The organism is Streptomyces mangrovisoli (genome assembly GCF_000974985.2).
Lineage (GTDB): Bacteria > Actinomycetota > Actinomycetes > Streptomycetales > Streptomycetaceae > Streptomyces > Streptomyces mangrovisoli.
This window is the reverse complement of the sequence record NZ_LAVA02000108.1, coordinates 1-16,652: the sequence shown is the minus strand read 5'-3', so window position 1 is coordinate 16,652 and position 16,652 is coordinate 1. Positions and strand designations below refer to the sequence as shown.

The 16,652-nt window shown below is 72.7% G+C and carries 14 protein-coding genes; 8 read left to right on the top strand and 6 right to left on the bottom strand.

Annotation, left to right across the window (positions count from 1 at the left end; genetic code table 11):
• Nucleotides 1-179: 179 nt before the first annotated feature.
• The 6 genes from WN71_RS34965 to WN71_RS34940 all read left to right on the top strand — a co-directional run bounded on the left by WN71_RS34965 (nt 180) and on the right by WN71_RS34940 (nt 8,208).
• A complete protein-coding gene (locus WN71_RS34965; protein ID WP_206300227.1) occupies nt 180-893 on the top strand; it encodes a hypothetical protein in 714 nt (237 codons plus the stop codon).
• Nucleotides 893-1,561 carry a hypothetical protein gene (locus WN71_RS34960; RefSeq protein ID WP_046588279.1) on the top strand — a complete coding sequence of 223 codons (669 nt, stop codon included), beginning with the start codon at nt 893-895 and terminating at the stop codon, nt 1,559-1,561. The genes WN71_RS34965 and WN71_RS34960 overlap by 1 nt, the downstream gene beginning before the upstream one ends.
• On the top strand, nt 1,561-6,276 hold the full coding sequence (locus WN71_RS34955; protein WP_046588277.1) for a putative T7SS-secreted protein: 4,716 nt from the start codon (nt 1,561-1,563) through the stop codon (nt 6,274-6,276). The genes WN71_RS34960 and WN71_RS34955 overlap by 1 nt, the downstream gene beginning before the upstream one ends.
• A 59-nt stretch (nt 6,277-6,335) precedes the next feature.
• Complete coding sequence (locus tag WN71_RS34950; protein WP_046588275.1) at nt 6,336-6,620, top strand: hypothetical protein; 285 nt, start codon at nt 6,336-6,338, stop codon at nt 6,618-6,620.
• Nucleotides 6,621-6,759: 139 nt separating this feature from the next.
• Nucleotides 6,760-7,275, top strand: coding sequence for an ATP-binding protein (locus WN71_RS34945; RefSeq protein ID WP_063777718.1), 516 nt, complete (start codon nt 6,760-6,762; stop codon nt 7,273-7,275).
• Nucleotides 7,276-7,365: 90 nt separating this feature from the next.
• Nucleotides 7,366-8,208 carry an RNA polymerase sigma factor SigF gene (locus tag WN71_RS34940; protein ID WP_046588452.1) on the top strand — a complete coding sequence of 281 codons (843 nt, stop codon included), beginning with the start codon at nt 7,366-7,368 and terminating at the stop codon, nt 8,206-8,208.
• Between the two features lie 95 nt (nt 8,209-8,303).
• On the opposite strand, the gene WN71_RS34935 is transcribed toward WN71_RS34940, so the two are convergent.
• Both WN71_RS34935 and WN71_RS34930 read right to left on the bottom strand, forming a co-directional pair.
• Nucleotides 8,304-8,735, bottom strand: coding sequence for a response regulator (locus tag WN71_RS34935; protein WP_046588272.1), 432 nt, complete (start codon nt 8,733-8,735; stop codon nt 8,304-8,306).
• Nucleotides 8,736-8,738: 3 nt separating this feature from the next.
• A complete protein-coding gene (locus WN71_RS34930; RefSeq protein WP_046588271.1) occupies nt 8,739-9,104 on the bottom strand; it encodes a hypothetical protein in 366 nt (121 codons plus the stop codon).
• Between the two features lie 167 nt (nt 9,105-9,271).
• Here WN71_RS34930 and WN71_RS34925 point away from each other — a divergent pair, with 167 nt between their 5' ends.
• A complete protein-coding gene (locus tag WN71_RS34925; RefSeq protein ID WP_046588450.1) occupies nt 9,272-10,849 on the top strand; it encodes a sensor histidine kinase in 1,578 nt (525 codons plus the stop codon).
• Nucleotides 10,846-12,057, top strand: a complete 1,212-nt coding sequence (locus WN71_RS34920; RefSeq protein ID WP_046588269.1) for a PP2C family protein-serine/threonine phosphatase — start codon at nt 10,846-10,848, stop codon at nt 12,055-12,057. Before WN71_RS34925 ends, WN71_RS34920 begins: the two co-directional genes overlap by 4 nt.
• Before the next feature lie 81 nt (nt 12,058-12,138).
• Here WN71_RS34920 and WN71_RS34915 read toward each other — a convergent pair whose 3' ends face one another.
• The 4 genes from WN71_RS34915 to WN71_RS34900 all read right to left on the bottom strand — a co-directional run bounded on the left by WN71_RS34915 (nt 12,139) and on the right by WN71_RS34900 (nt 16,605).
• Nucleotides 12,139-12,978: a DUF1684 domain-containing protein gene (locus tag WN71_RS34915; protein WP_046588267.1), complete on the bottom strand. Its 840-nt coding sequence runs from the start codon at nt 12,976-12,978 to the stop codon at nt 12,139-12,141.
• A 58-nt stretch (nt 12,979-13,036) separates the two neighbouring features.
• Nucleotides 13,037-14,035, bottom strand: a complete 999-nt coding sequence (locus WN71_RS34910; protein ID WP_046588266.1) for a quinone oxidoreductase family protein — start codon at nt 14,033-14,035, stop codon at nt 13,037-13,039.
• Nucleotides 14,036-14,098: 63 nt separating this feature from the next.
• Nucleotides 14,099-15,238 (bottom strand): homoserine O-acetyltransferase MetX, encoded by a 1,140-nt coding sequence (gene metX / locus WN71_RS34905; protein ID WP_079178359.1) that lies wholly within the window; start codon nt 15,236-15,238, stop codon nt 14,099-14,101.
• A 5-nt stretch (nt 15,239-15,243) separates the two neighbouring features.
• On the bottom strand, nt 15,244-16,605 hold the full coding sequence (locus tag WN71_RS34900; protein ID WP_079178358.1) for a bifunctional o-acetylhomoserine/o-acetylserine sulfhydrylase: 1,362 nt from the start codon (nt 16,603-16,605) through the stop codon (nt 15,244-15,246).
• Nucleotides 16,606-16,652: the final 47 nt, after the last annotated feature.

Genomic DNA, 16,652 nt, shown 5'->3' with positions numbered 1-16,652 from the left:
CCGTCAACCCGTCTTGGTGATTCCTTTGTCCGCGCTTGGCCGGGGCCGGCTTGCACGTGGCAACTGCAACGTGTGAAGCTGACTCGGTTTGATCATTGCGCGAGGGTGAAAGGCCGTCCTGCGACGGGGACTTGATGGTGGACGAGCCAGAGGGAACGCCGGATCCGGCGAACGGGGACGTGTCACGTCCGCCACGGTCGCGGCTGGCCGACATAGCCGACGAGACGGTCATACGTGCGGGCGGTGCGGCCGGTACGAGCGGTGGGGCCGGTACGAGCGGTGCGGCCGACTCGGCCGGGGGCGCGGCGGAGCGCGCACGCGGCGCCGGGAGCGGCACCGCAGGCACCTCCGCGACACCCGCCCCGGCGACGACACCCGCCTCCGCCCCGAACTCCCCGGCTCCGAACACTCCCGCCGCGTCCGAGCCCGCCGCGGCCGAGCCCGCCCGCCCCGACGACCCCGCCGTGCACGCCCGCGAGCTGCGGGCGATGGCCGAGCTGGGCGAGTTCCGCCGGTCGCGGGTGCTGCTGCCGATGGGCGCGACCCCCGGCGCGGACGGCACCGAGGCCCCGCTCACCGTCGACCTGGGCGGCGTGCGCTGGATCCTCGCCTTCTCCGGGGAACCGGCGCTGGCCCGGTTCGCGCTGGCCCGGGGCGAGGCCGGCCGCGCGTGGCCGTACCGCGGGGTGTGGGGCGCGGCGCTGCTGGACGCGGCCGTGCCGACGGTGACCGCCGCGACGGGGATGCCCTGCGGGGTGCTGGTGGACGCGGCGGACGGCGCACGCGGCCTGGTCCTGCCCCCGGTGACCGGCGTCGTGCCGGACGCCGTCGCGGTGGACGGACCGGCCGACGGCGATGCGGAACGCGAACGCGACGGGGAGGAGCGGCGGTAATGGACGCGGTTGCCGGTGGCGGGGGCGGTGAGCCCGCGACGGGGGGCGTCGACCTCCAGACCGTAGGGCTTGCGCTGATCGCCGACGGGATCGACAAGGCCCTGGGCGAACTGGGCAAGCTCGGCTTCCTCGACAAGGTGGGCTGGTCGGGCGCCGGACGCGGCTTCGACGACCTGGAGATGGACGCGCTGACCATCGGCGGCGACACCGTCGGCGCCGCCTTCCACACGTTCTGCGAGCGCTGGCAGTGGGGCGTGCGCTCACTCGTCGCGGAGGGCAACGGGTTCGCGCAGGCGATCGGTCTGTCGGCCGGAACGATGTACCAGACGGACCAGACCGTGAAGAACTCCCTGAAGGTGGGCCTCAACTCGCTGGAGGGCGACCCCTACGCCACCGAGCAGCAGGTCGAGAACAAGAGCTGGAGCCAACTGGCCACGCCCGGCTGGACGGACCCGGACTACAGCGCCAGGTCCTTCGAGGACGGCGCCAAGAACTCGGAGCAGGTGCTCAAGGGCATGGGCCGGGACATCGCGACCGACGAGGTGCTGCCCGGCGTCGAACTCGGGCCGCTCGCCACCGGCATGGACAAGGACGACTACAACGCCGCGGTCGACCACTCGCTCGGACTGGACCAGCAGAGCCAGCCGACCCAGAAGGGCCAGGGCTGATGTCGGGATGGGGCAAGCTCGGCGGTGAGCTGCTCAGCGGGGGCAAGAGTCTCTACGACGGCGCCAAGCGCGAGACGGGCCATCTCATCGACGAGGGCTCCGACCTCACCGGTGACGCGCTCGACGCCGTCGGCGCGCACGGCGTCGCCGACAAGGTCCGCGACGGCGGCGACGCGGCCGCCTCCTACCTCGGCGCCCATGTCGACGAGGCGGAGCTCTCCGCGGACGCCGAACCCACCGACCTGATCCACGGCAAGCCCGCGACGATCCGCGACAAGGCGTCCCATCTGCTGGTGTTCGCCACGGCCTTCGAAGAGGTCGGGACCGGCATGAAGGCCGTCGACTCGACGGGCTTCAAGGGCATGGCCGCGGACGAGTTCCGCAAGAAGTTCGGCGTGCACCCGGCCAAGTGGATCCAGGCGGGCGCCGCCTGCATGGACGCGGCCGCGGCGCTCGGCGCGCTCGCCGACACCGTCGAATGGGCCCAGGGCCAGGCCAAGGACGCCGTACGGCGCTACAAGGAGGGCAAGACCGCCTCCGACGCGTACGGCAAGAAGGTCGAGGAGTACAACCAGAAGGTCGAATCGGGCAGCGACGACCCCGGCCCCCGCCCCTCGGACCAGGACCCCGGCGAGACCGCGATGCGCGAGGCGGCGGAGATCCTCGCCACCGCCCGTCGGCAGCGGGACAAGGTCGCCCACGAGACGGCGGTCAAGCTGAAGGCGGCGCTCCAGCACGCGCCCAAGGAGCCCTCCGCCGTGGACCAGTTGAAGCTCGACGGCGCCGACCTCATGACGGCGAACTACGTCGACTCCGCGCACGTCCTCTCCGGTCTCGTCAAGGGCACCTCGGGCATCGTGAACTTCGCCCGCGGCCTCAACCCGATGGACCCCTACAACCTCACCCACCCGGCCGAATTCCTGCAGAACAAGGTGCAGTTGCTCGGCGGCGTCGTCTCCATGGCGACCCACCCCGAGCGGGCCCTCACCTCGGCGTGGAACTCCTTCACCAACGACCCGTTCGAGTTCGGCGGCGAACTGATCCCGCAGATCGCCCTGGCCGTGGCCTCCGACGGCGCGGGCACCGCCGCGGAGGCCGGCGAGGGCGGGATGCTCGCCGCGGACGCCGACGCGGCGCTCACCGAGGCGCCCGAGGTCGCCGAGAGCCAGACCCCGAACGTGGTGGAGTCCGGCGGCACCGACCCGATCAACCTCGCCACCGGCCGTATGTACCTGGCGCAGACGGACGTCACGCTGCCCGGCGCGCTGCCGCTCACGTTCCGGCGCCGGGTCGAGTCGGGCAGCACCAACGGACGCTGGTTCGGCCCCGCGTGGGTCAGCACCGTCGACCAGCGCCTCGACATCGCCGCCGCGGGCGTCACGTTCGTCCACGAGGACGGCATCCGCCTGTTCTACCCGCACCCGGCGCCCGGCCTGCCGGTGCTGCCCACGCACGGCCCGCGCTGGCCGCTGGACCGGCAGGCCGACGGATACACCGTCACCGACCCACACACCCGCCGCGTGTGGCACTTCGCCGACCGCGGCGAAAGCCTCGCCGAACTCGTGCAGATCGACGACGGCAACGGCAACTGGATCGCCTTCGAGCACGACGACGACGGCGTCCCCACCGCGATCGTGCACAGCGCCGGACACCGGCTCGTCCTCGACCACGCCGACGGACGGATCAGCGGCCTCGCCCTGGCCGGCGCCGGACCCGACGGCGCGGACCTGCCGCTGGTCCGCTACGGCCACACCCGGGGTGAACTCACCGAGGTCGTGGGCTCCTCCGGCAGGCCGCTCCAGTTCGCCTACGACGACGCCCACCGCGTCACCTCGTGGACCGACACCAACGGGCACGCCTACCACTACGCGTACGACGAGCGGAACCGCTGCGTCTCCCAGGGCGGCACCGACGGGCACATGAGCCTGACGCTGTCCTACAGCGACCCGGACCCCGAGACCGGCCTCAGCACCACCACGGCCGTCAACTCCCACGGTGCGGTCCGGCGTTACCACGTCAACGAGCTGTCCCAGGTGGTCGCGATCGTCGACCCCGCGGGGCACACCAGACGCTTCGTCCGGGACCGCTTCAACCGCCTGCTCGCCGAGACCGACGCGCTCGGCCGCACGACGTCGTACCGGTACGACGACCAGGGCAACCCGACGGAGATCGTCCGGCCCGACGGCCGCCGCACCACCTTCGCCTACGACGAGCGCGGACTGCCGGTGCGCGTCGTGCGGCCCGACGGCAGCGTGCTGCGCCAGGAGTTCGACGAGCGCGGCAACCGCACCCTGGTGGCCGACCCGGCGACCGGCACCACCCACTTCACCTACGACGACGCCGGGCGCCCGACCGGCACCCGCGACCCGTTCGGCCGGGTCACCGCCGTCCGCTGCGACGCGGGCGGACTCCCCGTGGAGGTCCGCGACCCCTTCGGCGGCGTCATGCGCTACGAGCGCGACGCCCTCGGCCGGGTCACCGCCCTCACCGATCCGCTGGGCGCGCGGGGCGAGTTGGAGTGGACCCTCGAAGGCAAGGTCACCCGCCGCCGCAACCCCGACGGCAGCGAGGAGCGCTGGACCTACGACGGCGAGGGCAACTGCCTCACCCACACCGACACCCTCGGCGGCGTCACCCGCTTCGAGTACTCCCCGTTCGACCTCATCACCGCGCGCGTCGAACCCGGCGGCGGGCGCTACGAGTTCACCTACGACAGCGAACTGCGCCTGACCCGGGTCACCAACCCGCGGGGCCAGCACTGGACGTACGAGTACGACACGGTCGGCCGGCTCGTCACCGAGACCGACTTCGGCGGACGGCCCGTCCGCTACACCTACGACGCCGCCGGTCAACTGACCTCCCGCAGCAACGCGCTCGGCCAGGTCGTCTGCTACGCGCACGACGCGCTCGGCCAGATCGTCCGCAAGGACGTCGACGGCGAGGTGATGACGTACAGCTACGACTTCACCGACCGCGTCGCCGAGGCCACCACGCCCGACACCCGGCTGACCCTGCTGCGCGACCGGCATGGCCGACTGCTGTCGGAGCGCATCGACGACCGCGAAGTCACCTACGCCTACGACGAGTTCGGCCGCATGACCGGCCGCTCGACCCCGTCCGGCGCACACACCGGGTGGGACTACGACGACCAGGCGCAGCCCTTCCGGCTGACCGCGGACGGCCGTGTCGTCACCCTGGAGTACGACGGGGTCGGCCGCGAGACCAGCCGCCGGTTCGACGACTCCCTGGTGATCTCCCGGTCGTTCGACGCCATGAACCGGCTCACCGAGCAGGCCGTCGACCACTCCGGCGACCGGGTGCAGGCACGGCGCTACGAGTACCGCGCGGACGGCACGCTGACCACGGTCCACGACCGACTGGCCGGTGAGCGCCACTACGAACTCGACCCGGTGGGCCGCGCGACCCGCGTGACCGCGGAGGGCTGGACCGAGTCCTACGCCTACGACGACCTCGGCAACCAGACCCGGGCGGGCTGGCCCGCCCAGGGGTTCGGCGACGACGGCTGCGGCGAACGCGCCTACCAGGGCACCGACCTCGTGCGCGCGGGCCGGGTCGGCTTCGAGCACGACGCCGCGGGCCGGGTCGTGGTCCGCCGCCGGACCCGGCTCTCCCGCAAGCCGGAGACTTGGCGCTACAGCTGGGACGGCGACGACCGGCTGACCCAGGTGGTCACGCCGGACGGCACGGTGTGGCGCTACCGGTACGACGCGCTCGGCCGCCGCGTCGCCAAACTGCGCCTCGCCGCCGACGGGGTCGAGGTCGCGGAGCGCGTCGACTTCGCCTGGAGCGGCACGCGGCTGTGCGAGCAGACCACCACGTGGGGCGGGACGGGCGACGCGGTCACCCTGACCTGGCACCTCAACGGGGCGGAGCCGGTCGCGCAGTCCGAACGGCGGACCGCCGCGGGCCCGGTGGCCTCCGCGGCCCACGCGGACCAGGACGAGATCGACGCCCGCTTCTTCGCGATCGTCACCGACCTGTCCGGCACGCCCTGCGAACTCGTCGACGAGGCGGGCGACATCGCGTGGCAGGCCCGCGCCACGCACTGGGGCAAGCTGTCCTGGGCGGCGCAGAGCCGCGCGTACACGCCGCTGCGCTTTCCCGGCCAGTACTTCGACGCCGAGACCGGCCTCAACTACAACTACCTGCGGTACTACGACCCCGAGGTCGCCCGCTACCTCAGCCAGGACCCCCTCGGCCTCGCCCCCGCGGCCAACCCGGTCGCCTACGTCGACCGCCCGACGGTCACCTGCGACCCCCTGGGCCTGGCCCCGGCGAAGACCCCGTACCCGCCGAAGCCGTACGAGACACCGAACCTCTCCCATCTGGCCCCGCACTTCAATCCCGAGGGCGGGATGACCAACTGTACGTACGTGTCCGAGGCGCTCGACCGCTATCTCGGCGGCGAAGGGCTCACGGCCGTACCGGGCGACATGGGCGGACTCCAGTCCCTGGACCGATTGCAGAGCGCCTACGGCACGGCGTTCAACGACACGAGTTTCTGGGACATGGTCGACAACATCCGCAATGGCGGAGACGGAGCACGCGGCCTGGTGGCGGGCCTGCCCGAAGACGGGGCGGGCCATGTGTTCAACGTCGTCAATCACCAGGGCCAGGTAATGTTCCTCGACGTACAGACAGGCTTCGTCGACCCCATGGCCTTCAAGACCTTCAAGCTGCTGAGGACCAACTGACCAGCGGATTCTGCCCAGATCGACCCTTTTGAACCACGCAAGTGACAGGAACGCGAACGATGATCACCCTGGATGAGGCGGAACGGTTGGCCGCGGAGTATCTTCGGCAGACCTCCGCCGGCTGGGACAACGAAGTGGCCCTTTTCCCCGAGGAGAAATGGCGGGTCGAGCGGGACGGGTGCTTCTATTTCGCCTTTCAGTCCGTGCGGTACCTCGAGACCCGTGACGACACGTACTTCCTCTACGGCCCCAATCAGATCGAGGTCGACGGCGAGAGCGGCGACTGCCGTAGCCTCGGGATCCAGGAGATCCTGAAGCGCCGGGTCTTCACCCGCGACGCCTGACGTCCGCCCCGCCCGGCCCGGCCGTGGCCTCATCGGTGGTGCCGGGCGGTCGTATGCTGGGACCGAGGTTGCCCGAAGGCCCGGTCACCGGTGCCCGGTAACCGTGGGCCCCGGCCGGCGATGGGAGGTCGAGCAGAGGGTGGGAGAGGCCGACCCGATCAACCCGGAACAGCGCGGCGAGCCCGGCTCCCGGCCCGCCGCCGAGACGCGCGGGCTGGCCGTCACCCTCGACGGGGACGCGGGCTGCATAGCCGAGGCGCGCCGCCTCGCCGCGCACTACCTGGCCACGCTGCCGCCGCACCAGGCCGCCCAGGTCGGCGAGCGCCTGGTGGGCCTCGTCCAGCTGGTGGTCAGCGAACTGGTGACGAACGCGCGCAAGTACGCCCCCGGCCCCGTCGCGATGAAGGTGTGCCTCGTGGGCGCCGCCGTGGAGATCGAGGTCTGGGACGGCGACCCCGCGCTGCCCGCGCCGCGCGCCGCCGACCCGCAGCGCGTCGGTCAGCACGGACTGGAGATCGTGAAGGCCGTGGCCGATTCCCTGGTGGTACGACGGGAGTCCGTGGGTAAGAGAATCATTGCGCGCATCCCCGTGAATCAGGACAAAGCCAACGGCGGTCAGGCTCCAGCGGATTCGGCGGAAGCTTCTCGCTCCTAGGGAGGCATGTCCGGGGGAAGCGGGGGTACACGCCCGGTCGTCGGGCAGTCGGCCGACGACAAGAGAACGAACGACCGGGAGGGGCGCACCATGACGACGACGACCGTGCAAGCTGCTGAGCGGACGGTGGCCGTTCCGGAGATAGCGGACCCGTCGAAGGTGGCACCCAAGGACGCGCGGCAGCTGTCCAAGCTGTTCTTCAGCCGGCTGACGGCGCTGGAGGAGGGCACGCCCGAGTACCAGTACGCGCGCAACACGCTGATCGAGATGAACATGTCCCTCGTGCGCTTCGCGGCCGGCCGCTTCCGCAGCCGCGGCCCGGAGGAGATGGAGGACATCGTCCAGGTCGGCATGATCGGCCTGATCAAGGCGATCGACCGGTTCGAGCTCACCCGCGAGGTGGAGTTCACCTCCTTCGCCGTCCCCTACATCGTCGGCGAGATCAAGCGGTTCTTCCGCGACACCTCGTGGGCCGTGCACGTGCCCCGGCGCCTGCAGGAGGCCCGGGTGCAGCTCGCCCGCGCCACCGAGGAGCTGCGCAGCCGCCTCGGCCGTACCCCGACCACCGCGGAGCTGGCCGAGCTGATGTGCCTGCCCGAGGAGGAGGTCGTCGAGGCGCGGCTCGCCTCCAACGGCTACAAGTCGGCCTCCCTGGACGCGGCGATCGGCAGCAGCGAGGAGGGCGAGGCGGCCCTCGCGGACTTCATCGGCGACGAGGACGCGGGCCTCGCGCTGGTCGAGGACTTCCACGCGCTCGCCCCGATGCTCGCCGAACTCGACGAGCGCGACCGGCAGATCATCCACTGGCGGTTCGTCGAGGAGCTCACCCAGGCGCAGATCGGCGAGCGCCTCGGCGTCTCCCAGATGCATGTGTCCCGGCTGATCAAGCGGCTCCTCGCGCGCCTGCGCGAAGGCATGCTGAGCACCGCCTGAGCCGGCCGGCCGCTTCGGCCGTCGGCACCGCACGCGTGTCCGCCGCCCCGCCCCTCACGTCCTCGGACGTCGGGGGCGGGTTCGGTGCGTGGGGCTCAGTCCCGCGGCGGCTTGACCGCGATGTCGAGGTAGAAGGCGTCGATGCTGCGGACCGCGGCCTCGAACTCCTCCAGGTTCACCGGCTTGGTGACATAGGCGTTCGCGTGGTGGTGGTAGGCGCCGGTGACGTCGTCGGGCGCGGCCGAGGTGGTGAGCACGACGACCGGGATGGTGCGCAGGTCGGCGTCCTCCTTCACCACCGCGAGGAACTCACGGCCGTTCATGCGCGGCATGTTGAGGTCGAGCACGATCAGATCGGGGCGCTCGTTGTCGGGGTCGCGCAGGTAGTCCAGGGCGGCGATGCCGTCGGAGACCTGGTTGAGGTTGCGGGTGCCGCGTTCGGCGAGGGCGTCCTGGATGAGCATCGCGTCGGCGATGTCGTCCTCGACCAGCAGCACGTCGTACGGGCGGATGGTGGCGGCAGCCATGATTCACGAGCTCCGGGGTGTGGGAGAGGGGGAAGGACGGTGTGTGCTGGTGGTGACGAGGCCGGGCCAGCGGCGCCGGGCGCCCTGCCGGCTCATGCTCACGGCCTGGCCGATCTCGGGATAGCCGGCCCCGCTCGCGGCCGCCGCGCGGGCGGCCTGGTCCTCGAGGTGCCGTACGGCCTGCTTGACCCCGACGAGCACCCGCAGGCGCGCGAGCGCGTGGCGGCGGGCCTCGGCGGCCGCGTCGAGCGGATCGGCCGCCGGGAACGCGGCGTCCGGCGCGAGCAGGCGGGCGAGTTCGTCCACCACCTCGCTGACGAGCGCGGCCGTCTCCCCGGGCAGGGGCGGGGCGGAGAGGGGAGCGGGCATGACCCCACCCTACGGTGTCGATCCGGCGGACGACAACATGTGTTGTCGAGTGATGGGTACAGTGTCCCTGCCGCCCGCGCGGCCGGCCGGGAGCCGGACGACCGTGGGACAGGACCCGGACCGCCGCGACCGAGACCCGGACCGCGCAGAAAGAGATGCAGACCGCGATGAAGACGAAGCAGCCCGCCGCCGAGGGGGCGTTCTCCGGCTGGACCACCCGGCGCTGGCTCCGCGTCGGGGTGGCGACCACCCTCGTCGTCCTCGCCGTGCTGGGGTCGCTGGGCGGCTGGGCGATGTGGCGCACCTCGCAGATCACCTCCGAACTCGTCGAACGGCGCTCGCCCGCCCTGATCGACGCGATACGGGTGGAGGAGGCGCTGGTCAACCAGGAGACCGGGGTCCGCGGTTACGGGCTGACCGGCAGCGCCGACTTCCTCCAGCCCTACCGTGACGGCGTCACCGACGAGAAGGCCGCCCTGCGCCGGCTGCGCCCCCTGGTGCGGAGCGACGCCGGCAGCCGCGCCGACCTGGAGCAGGTCGAGAAGCTCGCCACCACCTGGCAGCGGCGCATAGCCGTGCCCGTCGCCGCGGCGTCGCCGGCGGACGCCCTCCAGCTCACCACCGAGCGGGCCGACGAGGGCAAGTCGAGCTTCGACGCGCTGCGCCGCGCGATGGACCGCCAGCAGGACCATCTCCAGGCGAGGCGGAACGCGTCCACCCGCGAGCTGCGGCACGCGATGACCCTGCGCAACTGGATGTTCGGGTTCATCGCCGCCGTCATCCTGCTGGTCGCCGTCCTGATCTTCGAGGGCCTGCGCCGCGGGGTCACCGACCCGCTCAGCCGCCTCGGCTCCGCCGCCCGCGATGTCGCACAGGGCCGCTTCGACCGCTCCCTCGACGGCACCGGCCCCGCCGACCTGCGCCGCCTCGCCGCCGACGTCGACTCCATGCGCCGACGGATGGTGGAGGAGCTGACCTTCAGCGAGGCGTCCCGGCGGCTGCTCGACGAACAGGCCGAGGACCTCAAGCGCTCGAACACCGAACTGGAGCAGTTCGCCTACGTCGCCTCGCACGACCTCCAGGAACCGCTGCGCAAGGTCTCCAGCTTCACCCAGCTCCTGCAACGGCGTTACGGCGGACAGCTCGACGACCGGGCCGACCAGTACATCGCCTTCGCCGTCGACGGGGCCAACCGGATGCAGACCCTCATCAACGACCTGCTCGCGTTCTCCCGGGTCGGCCGCGTCCACAACGACCACAACACGGTCGACCTGGCCCAGGTGATGGCCCGGACCCTGGAGAACCTCAGCGTGACGATCGAGGAGACCGGCGCCGAGATCACCCACGACCCGCTGCCCACCGTCGTCGGCGACACCACCCAACTCGGCATGCTCTGGCAGAACCTGCTCTCCAACGCCGTCAAGTTCCGCAGCCCCGAACGGTCCGCGCACATCCACGTGTCCGCGGCCCTGGACGACGGCGCCTGGGAGTTCGCCGTCAGCGACAACGGCATCGGTATCGCACCGGAGTTCCAGGAGAAGGTCTTCGTCCTCTTCCAGCGGCTGCACACCAAGGACGCCTATCCTGGTACCGGGATCGGACTCGCGATGTGCAAGAAGGTCGTCGAGTTCCACGGCGGCCGGATCAGGATCGACGCCGACTACCGCCTCGGCACCCGCGTCGTCTTCACCCTTCCCGCCGCCGGCTCCACGGCCGCGGCCGCGCAGAGAGAGCCGCAGCCGTGACGGACCAGGCCACGGACCGCGCCGAGGAGTTCCGCATCCTCCTGGTGGAGGACGACGACGGCGACGCCCTCCTCGTCGAGGAACTCCTGCACGACACCGATCTGCCGCACACCCTCGGGCGCTGCCGCACGGCGGCCGACGCGCGCACCGCCCTCCTCGCGGAGCCCGTCGACTGCGTGCTGCTCGACCTGCATCTGCCCGACGCCTCCGGGGTGGAGACGGTCCAGGCGATCCAGTCGGACACCCACGCGGCGATCATCGTCCTGACCGGACTCGACGAGCCGCGCGCGGGCGTCGACGCCCTCGCCTCCGGCGCGCAGGACTACCTCATCAAGGGCAAGGTCGAGCCCGACCTGATGCAGCGCGCCGTACGCTACGCCGTCCAGCGAAAGCAGGCCGAACGCGCCAACGCGGCGCTGCAGTTGGGGCGTCTGCGGGCGGAGGAGAACGCCCGCCTCGAACGCGGGCTGCTGCCCGAGCCGTTGCTGGACTCCACCGTCGTCACCCCCTCCAGCCGCTACTACCCGGGACGGTCCCAGGCCCTGCTCGGGGGCGACTTCCTCGACGTCGTGCAGACCGCCGACGGCCAGGTCCACGCGATCATCGGCGACGTCAGCGGCCACGGCCCGGACGCGGCCGCGCTCGGCGTCTGCCTGCGCATAGCCTGGCGCGCGCTCACCCTCGGGGGCCACCGCGACCAGCACCTGCTCCATCTGCTGGAGCAGATACACATCGCCGAGCGCACCGGCAGCGATCTGTTCACCACCTGCACCCTCATCACCCTCGACGCCGAGGCGGCCACCCTCACCCTGCACCTGGCCGGCCACCACGAACCCCTGCTCATCACCCCGGACGGCGCGCACCAGGTGGTCGCGGCCCACGGCGTCGCCCTCGGCATAGCCCCCGGCCTCGGGAAATGGCCGCCCACCACGCTCGCGCTGCCGCCGCGCGGCGCCCTGGTCGCCTACACCGACGGCCTCATCGAGGGCTTCGCCGACGGCACGGGCGCCCGGCTCGGGGTGGACGGGCTGCTCGACATCATCGGCACCATCCACACGCCCGACCCCGGGGCCCATCTCGACCACCTCATCGCCCGCACCCGCACCCTCAACGCCGACCGCCACACCGACGACCTCGCGGTCCTGCGCCTCGACTGGGACGCGACCGCCCCGGCCCGCCGGGCGGGAGGCTGGCGTACGGCGCCGTAGGACGAGGGGCGGGAATCCGACGGCAGGCCCTGGGGGCGGCGCGCGTGCGGGCCGCCCCGTCGTCCGCCGGGGCGCGTGGCGTCACGACCCGCCGACGGACGCCCGGCCTGCGGGGTGCGGGATCTTCTCGCCGGCCTCGATCGCCACCAGCAGCCGGTTCTCGGCGGGCGGCAGCGGGCAGGTCGCGAACTCGGTGTAGGCGCACGGCAGGTTGGTGGCGCGGTTGAAGTCCAGGACCACGGTGCCGTCGGGTCCGGGGGCGTCGACGCGCAGGGCGCGGTTGGCCGCGTAGGTGGTCACGCCGGAGGTCGCGTCCGTGAACAGCACGGTGAGGCTGCCCGGGGTGGGCCCGTCGAACGCGGTCAGGCTCAACTCGGCCCCGTCGAGCCGGAACGCGACGCGGCCCGGCGCGTCGTACACGTGCTCCAGCCCCTCGACGGCGGCGCCCACGGTCGTCGGACGCGGCTCGGCGAAGGCGGCGTACCGGCCGGTGATCACCCAGCGCGGGTCCGGCGCGTAGGCGGGCGTGCCGGTGAACGCGAGGCGCAGCGGATGGTGCGGGTGGCGCGGCCGGAGCAGGTCGTGGCCGCCGCGACGGGCGATCTCGATCACCGCGTCGCCCCATACGGCCTTGACGTCGCCGCGTTCCGGAAGGACGCCGAAGACGTGCCGGCCGCGCACCACCGTTCCGTCGACGACGAGTTCGTCACCGTCGTCGAGGACGACGGTGACGCCGTCGGCGTCCGAGGACCAGGTGCCGGGCGCGTCGGCGAAGCGTCCGGGCTCGGCGCTCAGCCAGTGCAGTGCGGTGATGGCGAGGAACCCGTGCTCGTGGGCGAGGGTGGCGTCCTTCTGGAGATGCCACGCCTCCCAGTCCGCGGCGAAGGTGTCGGCGGTGCGGGGGGAGTCCTGGACGGTCATGTGTCCTCCGGAGGTCGGGAGTTGCGGGATGCGGGTCGGTGAGTGAGGGGTGCGAGGGTCAGGCGGTGGCCAGTTCGCCGATGTCGAGCACCGATTTGCCCCGGGTGGCACCGGCCTCGAAGCGGCGGTGGAGGCCGGCGATCCCCGCTGGGGGAACGACGGCCGGGGGTTCGTGGGCGAGGGCCCCGGAGGCGAGCGCGGACAGCGCCGACGCCAGGTGCGCGCCGATCGAGGCGGGCGAACGGCGGGCGACGTCACCGATGTTGTAGCCGACGACGGCACGGTTGTTCTTCCACAGGTCCCACGCGTCCGCCGTCCAGTCGGGGTCGCGGGCGAGGTCGCCGTAGACCACGACCCGGCCGAAGGGCGCCAGCACGTTCAGACTGGCGCGCCGCACCGCACCGCCGACCGGGTCGAGCACCAGGTCCGCCCCGCGTCCCGCGGTGTGCTCCAGGACGGCCTCGGTGAAACCGTCGCGGGCGAACACCGCGTCGTAGCCCAGGGTTTGGGCCGCCTCCGCCTTGCCGGGGGAGCGGACCGTGCCCAGGACGAGCCCGGCGCCGAGCGCCCGCGCGATGCGCGCCGCGGCCGAGCCCACCCCGCCGGCGGCGGCGTGGACCAGCACGGTCTCGCCCGCGCGCAGCCGTCCCGCGTCCGTCAGTACGCCGTACGCCGTCGGGTACACGCACGGCACACCGGCGGCTTGGGCCAACGGCAGCTCCCCGACGGTCCGGACGAACTCCGCTTCGGCAACCGCGAGTTCGGCGTAGCCGCCGAAGGCCGGCAGATAGGCGGCGACCCGCTCGCCGACGGCCGGCCCGTGCGCCCCGGGGCCGAGCGCGACGACCGTGCCGGAGACCTCGAGGCCGGGGATGTCGTAGCCGCCGTGGCCGTCGGGTTCGCCGAACTCGCCGCGCCGGTGCTGTATCTCGGCGAAGTTCACCCCGGCGTAGGCGACACGGATGAGCACCTGGCCCGGTCCCGGCGCCGGTTCGGGTGCGTCGATCACCTCCAGTACCTCGGGACCGCCGTTCGACGTGAATCCGATCGCACGCACTGCCGTGTTCCTCTCGACTGAGCCGATGTCGCCGCCGGGTCGGGCCTGAGCCGTCGACCAGGCTCAGGGCGGGACGAGTTCGCGCACCAGCGCGCCGACCTGCTCCGACTCGATGAGGAACCCGTCGTGGCCGTACGGCGACTCGATCACCCGGAGCCGGTCCGCCCCGGCGATGCCCGCCGCCAGCTCCGCCTGCTGGGACGGCGGGTAGAGGCGGTCGGAGCGGACCGCCGCGACGAGGGTCCGGGCGGTGACCCGGCCGAGAGCGGCCCGCACCCCGCCGCGGCCGCGGCCGATGTCGTGACTGTTCATGGCCTCGGACAGCACGACATAGCTGCCGGCGTCGAAGCGGCGCACCAGCTTGACCGCGTGATGGTCCAGATACGACTCCACCTGGTACCGCCCGCCGCGCCACGGGTCCTCCGCGGGCTGCGGGGCGCGGCCGAAGCGGGTCTGGAGCTCCGGCTCGCTGCGGTAGGTGACATGGGCGAGCCGCCGGGCCAGACCGAGTCCGTCGTGCGGGCCGCGTCCGCTGTCGTGGTAGTGGCCGCCGTGCCAGTGCGGATCGGACCGGATGGCGTGCGACTGGAGTCCGGCCCAGGCGATCTGCTCGGCGCTCGCGCGGGCCGTCGTGGCGAGCAGCAGGAGCGCGCCCGCGCGTTCCGGCCGCGACACCGCCCATTCCAGGGCCCGCATCCCGCCCATGGAGCCGCCGATCACCAGGGCCCAGCGGCCGATGCCGAGGGCGTCGGCGAGACCGGCCTCCGCCGCGACCTGGTCGCGTTGGGTCAGGAAGGGGAAGTCGCCGCCCCAGCGCCGTCCGCCGGGCCGTGCGGAGGCGGGGCCGGTGCTGCCCTGGCAGCCGCCGAGCACGTTGGGCGCCACGACGAACCAGCGGTCGGTGTCGATCGCCCGGCCGGGGCCGATGAGCGCGTCCCACCAGCCGGGCGTGGGGTGGCCGGGCTCGACGGGGCCGGCGGCATGGCTGTCGCCGGTGAGCGCGTGCAGCACGAGCACGGCGTTGGACCCGTCCGGCGCCGGCCGCTCCCAGGTCTCGAACGCCAGCCGCACGTCCGGCAGTTCACCGCCCGCCTCCAGGGGGAGGGGAGTTCGGCGCGCGTACCACTGACGGCGCCCGGGCGGGTCCCCCTCCCGCCAGGCCCCGGAGGCCGGCGGGAGGGGGATCGCCGACGGGGTGAGCAGGGCGTTCAGGACGCGCCCTTCGCCGCGCGGAACCCGGCCTCCAGGTCCGCCTTGAGATCGGCGAGGTTCTCGATGCCGACCGAGAGGCGCACCAGGCCGGGGGAGGTGCCGGTGGCCGCCAGCTGTGCCTCGTCGAGCTGGCTGTGGGTGGTGGACGCCGGGTGGATGATGAGGCTGCGCACGTCGCCGATGTTGGCGAGATGACTGAACAGCTCGACGGCGTCCACGAACCGCTTGCCCGCCTCGACCCCGTCCCGCAGCTCGAAGGAGAGCACGGCGCCCGCGCCGCGCGGCAGATAGCGGCGCGCGGCCTCGTGCCAGCGATTGGACGGCAGCCCCGGGTAGTGGACCGCGGCGACCTCGTCGCGCTGTTCCAGCCACTCGGCGAGGGCCTGGGCGTTGGCGGAGTGGCGTTCCAGGCGCAGGCTGAGCGTCTCCACGCCCTGGAGGAGCAGGAAGGCGGAGTGCGGCGACAGCGCGGGCCCGAGGTCGCGCAGCAGCTGGACCCGGAGCTTGACCGCGAAGGCCCCCGGGCCGAGCGCGGGCCAGTAGCGCAGGCCGTGGTAGCTCGGGTCGGGCGCGGTGAAGTCGGGGAAGCGGTCGGCATGCGCGCCGAAGTCGAAGGAGCCCGCGTCGACGACCACGCCCGCGATCGTCGTGCCGTGGCCGCCCAGGAACTTGGTCGCCGAGTGCACGACGATGTCCGCGCCGTGCTCGGCGGGCCGCAGCAGGTACGGCGTCGGCACGGTGTTGTCCACGATCAGCGGCACGCCCGCGGCGTGCGCGACGTCCGCGACCGCCCGCACGTCGAGCACGTTGCCGCGCGGATTGCCGAGCGTCTCCGCGAACAGCGCCTTGGTGGTGGGGCGGATCGCGGCCCGCCACGCGTCGACGTCGTCCGGGTCGTCGACGAAGGACACCTCGATGCCGAACTTCGGCAGCGTGTGCCGGAACAGGTTGTAGGTGCCGCCGTACAGGGAGGTGCTGGACACGATGTGGTCGCCTGCGCTCGCCAGCGTGAGGATCGCCAGGGTCTCGGCCGCCTGCCCGGAGGACAGCGCCACGGCAGCGACCCCGCCCTCCAGCGCGGCCACGCGCTGCTCGAAGACGTCCTGGGTGGGGTTGTGGATGCGGGTGTAGATGTTGCCGGGCTCGGCCAGCGAGAACAGGTCGGCGGCGTGCCGGGTGTCCCGGAACACGAACGACGTCGTCTGGTAGATGGGGGTGGCGCGGGCGCCCGTGGCCGGGTCCGGTGTGGCGCCGGCGTGGATCTGCCGGGTCTCGAAGGACCACGCGGAGGTGTCGGGACCGGCGGGGGGCTCTTCGGGGGTGTGGCCGGCGGTGACGGAGTCGATGGGCAGGCTCATGGTGGTGCTCCCGGGTGCGAGGTGCGAGGTGCGGGGCAGGGCGGGGC